Origin of the sequence: Paralimibaculum aggregatum, from assembly GCF_030270585.1 — a bacterium.
Lineage (GTDB): Bacteria > Pseudomonadota > Alphaproteobacteria > Rhodobacterales > Rhodobacteraceae > Thermohalobaculum > Thermohalobaculum aggregatum.
On the sequence record NZ_BSYI01000011.1, the window covers coordinates 134811 to 141810 of the forward strand.

General features: G+C 69.5%; 13 protein-coding genes. 7 read left to right on the forward strand and 6 right to left on the reverse strand.

Annotated elements, in window-relative coordinates; genetic code table 11:
• Positions 1-164 precede the first annotated feature (164 nt).
• The 4 genes from QSJ97_RS08975 to QSJ97_RS24980 all read right to left on the reverse strand — a co-directional run bounded on the left by QSJ97_RS08975 (position 165) and on the right by QSJ97_RS24980 (position 1416).
• Positions 165-446: a hypothetical protein gene (locus QSJ97_RS08975; RefSeq protein ID WP_285671391.1), complete on the reverse strand. Its 282-nt coding sequence runs from the start codon at positions 444-446 to the stop codon at positions 165-167.
• Positions 443-565, reverse strand: coding sequence for a hypothetical protein (locus QSJ97_RS08980; protein WP_285671392.1), 123 nt, complete (start codon positions 563-565; stop codon positions 443-445). The genes QSJ97_RS08975 and QSJ97_RS08980 overlap by 4 nt, the downstream gene beginning before the upstream one ends.
• A gap of 252 nt (positions 566-817) precedes the next feature.
• A complete protein-coding gene (locus QSJ97_RS08985) occupies positions 818-1096 on the reverse strand; it encodes a hypothetical protein (protein WP_285671393.1) in 279 nt (92 codons plus the stop codon).
• 86 nt (positions 1097-1182) lie between these two features.
• Positions 1183-1416, reverse strand: coding sequence for a carph-isopro domain-containing protein (locus QSJ97_RS24980; protein WP_352231065.1), 234 nt, complete (start codon positions 1414-1416; stop codon positions 1183-1185).
• A gap of 73 nt (positions 1417-1489) precedes the next feature.
• Between QSJ97_RS24980 and QSJ97_RS08990 the strand changes: the two genes are divergently transcribed.
• Positions 1490-2086 carry a helix-turn-helix domain-containing protein gene (locus QSJ97_RS08990; RefSeq protein WP_285671394.1) on the forward strand — a complete coding sequence of 199 codons (597 nt, stop codon included), beginning with the start codon at positions 1490-1492 and terminating at the stop codon, positions 2084-2086.
• A gap of 15 nt (positions 2087-2101) precedes the next feature.
• On the opposite strand, the gene QSJ97_RS08995 is transcribed toward QSJ97_RS08990, so the two are convergent.
• Both QSJ97_RS08995 and QSJ97_RS09000 read right to left on the reverse strand, forming a co-directional pair.
• Positions 2102-2584, reverse strand: coding sequence for a hypothetical protein (locus tag QSJ97_RS08995; RefSeq protein WP_285671395.1), 483 nt, complete (start codon positions 2582-2584; stop codon positions 2102-2104).
• Between the two features lie 209 nt (positions 2585-2793).
• A complete protein-coding gene (locus QSJ97_RS09000) occupies positions 2794-3225 on the reverse strand; it encodes a hypothetical protein (RefSeq protein WP_285671396.1) in 432 nt (143 codons plus the stop codon).
• A 92-nt stretch (positions 3226-3317) separates the two neighbouring features.
• Here QSJ97_RS09000 and QSJ97_RS09005 point away from each other — a divergent pair, with 92 nt between their 5' ends.
• The 6 genes from QSJ97_RS09005 (at position 3318) to QSJ97_RS09030 (ending at position 6763) form a co-directional block, all read left to right on the forward strand.
• Positions 3318-3746 carry a hypothetical protein gene (locus tag QSJ97_RS09005; RefSeq protein ID WP_285671397.1) on the forward strand — a complete coding sequence of 143 codons (429 nt, stop codon included), beginning with the start codon at positions 3318-3320 and terminating at the stop codon, positions 3744-3746.
• Positions 3746-3946 (forward strand): hypothetical protein, encoded by a 201-nt coding sequence (locus QSJ97_RS09010; protein WP_285671398.1) that lies wholly within the window; start codon positions 3746-3748, stop codon positions 3944-3946. The genes QSJ97_RS09005 and QSJ97_RS09010 overlap by 1 nt, the downstream gene beginning before the upstream one ends.
• On the forward strand, positions 3943-4227 hold the full coding sequence (locus tag QSJ97_RS09015; RefSeq protein WP_285671399.1) for a hypothetical protein: 285 nt from the start codon (positions 3943-3945) through the stop codon (positions 4225-4227). The genes QSJ97_RS09010 and QSJ97_RS09015 overlap by 4 nt, the downstream gene beginning before the upstream one ends.
• A gap of 48 nt (positions 4228-4275) precedes the next feature.
• Complete coding sequence (locus QSJ97_RS09020) at positions 4276-4467, forward strand: hypothetical protein (RefSeq protein WP_285671400.1); 192 nt, start codon at positions 4276-4278, stop codon at positions 4465-4467.
• Positions 4467-5609 carry a site-specific integrase gene (locus QSJ97_RS09025; protein WP_285671402.1) on the forward strand — a complete coding sequence of 381 codons (1143 nt, stop codon included), beginning with the start codon at positions 4467-4469 and terminating at the stop codon, positions 5607-5609. The genes QSJ97_RS09020 and QSJ97_RS09025 overlap by 1 nt, the downstream gene beginning before the upstream one ends.
• A gap of 338 nt (positions 5610-5947) precedes the next feature.
• The gene (locus tag QSJ97_RS09030) at positions 5948-6763 is read left to right on the forward strand and encodes an IclR family transcriptional regulator domain-containing protein (protein ID WP_285671403.1); all 816 of its coding nucleotides are present in this window, start codon (positions 5948-5950) and stop codon (positions 6761-6763) included.
• The last annotated feature ends 237 nt before the right edge of the window (positions 6764-7000 follow it).

Sequence of the window (7000 nt, forward strand, 5' to 3'; positions counted from 1 at the left end):
GCGCCGCTGCCCGCATTTTCCCGCTACTGTCTTGCCGTCCACCACGGGGTTGCGCGTCTGCCGGCCCGGCACTTTCTCCTCGGGGACCGAACCGGCGGCGAGTGCAGGCGTGTTTTGACCCTGGCCGCGACCGGCGACAGGGCAGGAAATGGTGGACCCCCAATTCATTCGCGCACCTCCGACGCGTCAGTATCGCGGTCGATCCGGTGCAGCAGGCCGATCACCTGGTTGCGCGTGGCGCCATGGGCTTCGGCGATCTCGGTTCTGCTCTGGCCGGCCTCGCGCCGGGCGAGCATGTCGAGCAGCTCGGCATCGCTCCACTCGCGGCGCGGGCCGGGCGCAGGGTCGGCCGGCCGGGCGGCAGTTGAGGGGGATGTGACCCGGCCGGCCAGCGCAACGGGGCGGCCGTCCCCGTGCGCATCTCGTGATCTCGCGGGCGCGCTCACGGGCTCACCCATTCGATGGCGGGGCGCGGGTGCGCCGCCCGCTCGATGGCCTCATTCGCCAGGCCGATCACCGAGGCCCAGACGAAGATCACGATCACGCCGGTGAGCCAGTCACTCATCGCCGGGCGCCCCGGATGGCAGGCCGTCGAGCCGGTTGTCGAGCCGGTGTGCCGTCTCTCGCCACCCCCGCCGCCGCGCCCAGGCGCCGAGCAGCACGAGGCCGGTGCCCGCCCTCTGGCGCGCCGATGTATCCGGCGCCAGCCGGCGCCCGCATGACTGGCAGAGCAGCACCACCAGCCCTGCCGCAACCGCCCGCGCGGCCCTCAGAAAGTCCCCTATGTGAATTAATGCCCATCGTGCATCTGGTCCCATCACTGTCCCCTGATGCGGGCACACTCGGCGTAGACGGCCGCCAAACCGCCCACCAGGCCCGCAAACCCAAGCCACAAGTCCTTCGCTGCCGGCTTCCCGCTGAGCACCGCCTTGCAGGTCGAGAGGCTCCGCCCGGTCCAGCGTCTCAGCTCCGCCGCACGCGCCTCGAGCGAGGGCAGCGGTGCAAGCTGTGGGTGGCGGTTGAGGCGGTTCGCCAGCGCCTGCGGGACATGCGGCGCAAGGTCGAAGTATTTTCGGTGAGAACTCAACGACGGCATCTGGTCCACTCCTGCCTGTGGAGAACAGGAGGACCGAATGGCCGAACTGCCCAATGCCCGAGACCCACCATGGCGAAGCGCGGCGCTCATGCCGCCCTCTCGTCAGATGGGCCGGCATGCCGAGCGCGGGCAGCGCAGGCCCGCGCAATGTCCTCGAAGGTGAGGTCCAGGCCGCGTGCCCTCGCAGCCTCTACGATCCTGAGATGCGCCCAGGCGGGGATCATCCCGCGACGGCGCCAGCCACGCACGGTAACATCGAGCTCGCCGATGTCCCGCGCCATCTCCGCCATCGATGGCCAGCTGTCGAAAATGTCGTCCATGGCGAGATACGCTATGTTTCATATCGCAGCCGGTCAAGATGAAACGTATCGCTCAATGTAGTTCATATTGCGAATGGAGCCCCATGAACGCCTTCGCCAGATTCGCACCGCCCGCGGTTTCGACAGCGCCGCAGAGGCTGCCCGACACTTCGGGTGGAACCCGGTTACTCTCCGCGCCCACGAGGGCGGGCAAAACGACATCCGCCGCGAGATGGCACTGGAATACGCAAGGGCGTTCCGCGTCTCGCCCTGCTGGCTGTTATTCGGCGGCGAAGAGCCCGCGCCGGGCGGCTTCGACGACCCGCCGGATGAATGGGAGAGTCTCGCGCCGGGGCCGCCCCAAGATTACGCCGAACTCATGGCTCGAGCGAAACGCCAAGCGCCGAACATCCGCCACCCCACCGTGTTCGACGCCGACGGCAGGGGGCAGCCCTTTGGCCTGCCAAGGGGTGGCCTGCTAATCGTGGACGAGACGGCGGCGCCCCGGCATGGCCAGATCGTCGTGATTACCACTACCGACGATGTCGGCCAGCACACAACGCGACTGGGGCGATACCTGCCGCCCTACGTGGTCGGCCCAGGCTTTTCCCGCGACCCCGAGCAGGTATTTGTGGTGGACGGGGCCGCGGTGTGGATCAAGGGGCCAGTGATGGGCGTTCTCGACGCCTGAGCGCATCACCGCCCATCAGTCGAGCCCCATCTCTCGGCGGTAGCGGTCCATCGTGTGCGCGTCGCGGCGCAACGTGAAGAGGTCGCCCCCGTCGCCGCGGTCATATTCCAGCGGCCCCTCGCGCTGGAAGTGACTGCAGATCGCCACCACCTCCGCTCCGGCGTCGCTATAGCGCACCTCGACCATGTAGCGGCTGAGAGGGGCAAGGTCGCGCCAGAGATCCTTCAGCACCTCAATGGCTGCACGCGCCTCGGGGCTGTCGGCAACATCCCGGTTGTCCCTGTCGATCTCAGCCTCGAGTTCGGAAATATCCACCGGACCGCCAAATGGTCCGCGCGTGCCGAGCATCTCCGGCTCGCCGTACCTCGCCGTCTGCTCCATGCAGGCCCTGGCAAGCCGCTCCTCCGGCGACGTCGTGAGCATGCCGCCCTGATATGCCCACCAAGCGGCCCCGCCTGCAGCACCCAGCAGGGCCAGCGCCAATAAGAGACCCTTCATCAATAGCTCCAAACGATTCGGCCAAATCTTTGCCGTAGGATAGCAGGCCGCCACGAAAAACCACGTAGCGCAGCGCAAAGGGCGCCCTTGCGATATGATTCATATTGACATCATGCGATACGAAACATATCGTTCCGACAAAGCTAATCGGAGGAGCCCATGCACCGCCCGCCCCACTCTACAGAGGAACGCCGCGGAGCGGCTCAGCGCTACCGGCCCTGCGCCCGCCGGGCCCGCGCAGCGGTGATCTTCCGCTCGCTTTCTGTCTGCAGCTCGGATGGCGGTGCGGCGCCCTCTGCCTCGATCTCGGCGCGGATTTCGCAGCGAATCCGCTCCTCGCGGGCGATCCGCTCGCGCAGCACCCGCTCGCCCGGCACGAACAGCAGCAGACCCAGCCCTATGAAGATCGTGGCGACACCGGCGAGGACGCCAGCACCGGCCGTGGCCGTCTGCATCGCTTCCTCGACCGTGCCGCCGGCCAGCACGATGTCGAGAGCGGTGCGCTCTGCAACCTCGACTGCCCCGAGCCAGCCGAGCACCGGCGCCACCAGCGCCGGCCAGACCACCGTGCGCCCCTTCCACTGGCTGCCGATGCCAAAAACGGCAAAGGCCGCCAGCGCGACCCAGATCAGGCTTGCCATCAATCTCTCCCTCAAATGCCCCGGCTGCGGCCGGCGCCGGAGGATAGCACAGGAACTCGCGATGCGACCCACCGAAGCCGGAGCCCCCGGCAATGGATGACCGTACCCTGCCCCCCTCGCTCACCGCGCTCGAGACCCGGCTCGCCGAGGCACATGACGAGGTGCGCGGCCTCACCGACGAGCTGCGCTCGGCCTATCAGCGGCTCGAGCGGTTGCAATGCCACCTGCGCCGCTCCATCGCCGAGCTCGAGCGGCTCGAGGCCCGCGGCCCCGCCCGGCCGGGCAGCGGTGAGCCCTCGAAGCCCGCACCCGGCGGCCACGATGTGCTCAGGGTGTGCCAGCTCCCCAACGGGCATTTCGGCGTCTATCACCACGGCGCGCTGCGCAGCGCCTTCGCCAACTTCAGCGACGCCATCGAGGAAGCCTGCCGCATCGCGCAGGACGAAGACGCCGCGCGCCACGGCCGCTGGGGCACGCCTCGCAACGCCGGCCTGCCCCCCTCGCGCCCGGGGCCGAAGTGATGGCCGGCTGGTGCGTCGCCGCTGCGCTCTACCTGCTTGGCATCGCCGGCTTTGCCAGCGGGATCGCCGCGAGGCTCGAAGACAGGCGCATCACGTCCGAGCATCTCGCCGCCGCCGCAACATGGCCCGCGCTCGCCGGCGCCGCCGTGGCCCTTGGCCTCTGCAACATCACCAGGCATTTCATTCGGAGGATCAGATGACCGACACCACCATTGCCCTGCCCCGCACCGCCCCCCGGCGCTGGCGCAACACGGCGCACCGCACCGCCGAGCTGGTCGGCACCGATATCACCATCACCGAGATCTCGCCGAACCGCTGGGCGCTGAACTGGCAGGGCCAGCTGCTCGGCCACCACGCCTCCAAGGAGGGCGCAATGCGGTTCGGCGAGGTCCGCGGCGAGATGATCGCCCAGGGGCTGACCACGCTGGCGCTCGCCGGCACCCGCCTCGCGCTCACCGGCCGTCCCGATAGGGGCGTCTGAACCCGCATGACCGCCCCTCGCACCCCTCTCGGCGCCTGGCCGGAATGGATGCGCGCCGAAACCGCCGCGGCCTTTGTCGACGAGCGATCGGTCGAGACGTTCCGCCGGCGCGTCGGCACGCTCTATCCTGAGCCGACGCGAATCGCCGGGATGGGTGACCGATGGCTGCGGGCGGATCTCGAAAGCGCGGTGGCGGCGGCAGCGGGCAGGGCCCCGGCCGACGCCGCGGACATCATCTGATGAAGCCCGAGGGCTGGCCGCGCCACATGATCGCGCGCGGCGGCGCCTATTACTGGCAGCCGCCCTCGCGCGACCGGGCGGCCGGCTGCCCCGTCGCCGCCGAGCCGCTGGGCCGGGACTATGCCGCCGCCATCGCCCGCGCCGAGGTGCTCAACCGCCAGCTCACCGACTGGCGCGCCAATCGCGGCGCCACGCCGCTGCCGCGCGATGATGGCACCGTGCGCTGGTGGCTCGCCCGCTATCTCGAGACCCGCGCGGTGCGCGAGGCCAGCCCCGCCTGGCGCGCCGAGCTTGCCCGGCACATCCGCATCGTTACCGAGCTTCCACTCACCCGGCCGACCCGCAGTGCCGCAACTGTGGGCGATCTCGCGGTGGCCAGCCTCACGCCCGCGGCCTGCGACCGGCTCTATGAGCGGCTGGCCGAGGGCCGCGCGCGCCAGGGCGAGATCGAGTTGGCCATGATGCGCCGCGCATGGGGCGCCGTGCAGCGGCTGCATCCCGATCGGTTCCCGCCCGGCAACCCGCTCGAAGGGATCCGCATCCTGCGCCGCAGCCGGGCCACCACCCGCCCGGCGAGCCGGGCCGAGGCCTATGCCCTGGCCGAGGCGCTGGCCGCCGCCGGCCACACCGCCCTCGGTGCCGCGGCGCTGATCTGTTTCGAGTGGCACCAGCGCCCGGTTAACGTGCTGCGCGGCGCGATCACCTGGACAGACTACCGCCCCGGCACCAGCGTGCGGATCGAGCACCAGAAGACGGGGGCGATGGTCGACCTGCCGCTGGCCGACGAGGATGGCCCCCTCTACCCCGAGATCGAGGCATGGCTCGCCCGCCTGCCCCGCCGCGGCGCGCCCATCGTGCTGGCGCCGGGCGAGCCGGCCGCGCCCTACCAGCCCCGCCGCGCCCGCGAGGCGGTGGCCGCCGCGCGGGCCGCCGCCGGCCTCGCCGATGACCTGACGCTGGCCGCCTGCCGCCATGGCGGCCTGACCGAGCTGGGCGATGCAGAGGTAACCGAGGCCGAGGGCATGGCCGTGAGCGGCCACCGCACCGCGAGCAACCTGCGGCTCTATGTCAAGGCGACCGAGCGCCAGCGCCTGAGCGCCGCCCGCAAGCGCCGCGCATGGCTTGATCGGGGGGGATCATGAACAAAGAGTCTGAAAATCCGCAGCCGAAAAAGTCTGAAAAATCGAAAATGCAATATATATCAATATTTTGAAAGGTTGCCGCCCCAGCCATTCGGGCTGGGGCGGCGCATACCCGTTTCGGGGTATTGGGGCATTCCCCGACGCGGCGCGGCCAAGGACGGGTGTGAGAACGGGGGGGTGATCCACGTCCACGGCCAACCTCGCCAGGTAAGGCGGTTGTAGCGTCGACATGGTAAACGCCGCGTTAACGCCACGGAGAAAACTGCCCGGCATGCGCAGGAAACCCTGCCTCCGGATTTGACCTGACGCAAAGCGACCTAGATCCCGAGGGACGTAGGATGGAGGAAAAGGCGGAGATCATGGAGGAGAATGCGCGCAATGGTGGACAGGTGCGGTCCCTGACGAGAGCGCTCAACCTGCTGCGCACGCTGGCCGCGCATCCCGGCGGGTTGACGCTGACGGAGGCCGCGGAGGCGACCAGGCTGCCGCCCTCGACCACGCACCGGCTGCTCACGACCCTCGAGGCCGAGCGATTCGTGCGCACCGACGGCCAGCTCGGCCTCTGGCGCATCGGCGTCGCCGCCTTCTATGTCGGTGCCGCCTTCGCCCGCTCGCGCGATACGCTCGCGATGACGCGCCCCTATCTCGCGCGCCTGATGGAGATGAGCGGCGAAACCGCCAATCTCTTCGTCGAGAGCGACGGCGAGGTGGTCTGCATCGGCCAGATCGAATCGCGCCATGCGATGCGGGCGATCACCGGCGTCGGCGGCCGGGTGCTGCTGCATGCCTCGGGGGCCGGCAAGGCGCTGCTGGCGCATATGAGCGCCGAGCGCCGCGCCGAGCTGCTCGACCGCGGCAGCCTGGAGAGCGTCACCGAGCTCACCATCACCCATCGCGACCGGCTCGCACGCGCCCTCGACGAGGTCCGCGAACTCGGCTATGCGATCGACGACGAGGAACATGCGCTCGGCCTGCGCTGCGTCGCTGCGCCGCTGTTCGACGAGATGGGCCGCGCGGTCGCGGCGATCTCGGTTTCCGGTCCCTCGGCCCGGATCTCGCGCGAACGGCTGGCCCCGCTCGGGCGGATGGTCGCGCAGGCGGCCCTCGAAGCGACACGGGATTTCGGCGGCGAGGCTCCGGTCGCCGCCCAGTAGGGCGGAGTCGCGCCGCCTCGGAAAGTGCTCCGCTGACGGCCTCGCTCGGTGCAGCACTCCGAATCGAGTTGTCAACCACCGGATTTTACAAGGATTGCATCAACCCGGCCGTCGTCGGCGGCCGATGCCTGACGGATCGTCGATCAGCAAATCTCAGTGGAGAGCAGCAATGTCGGATGCGCCAGTATTGCTCAGATCTCTGGCAAGCGCCCCATGTGTCGAACGGACTCTAGAACG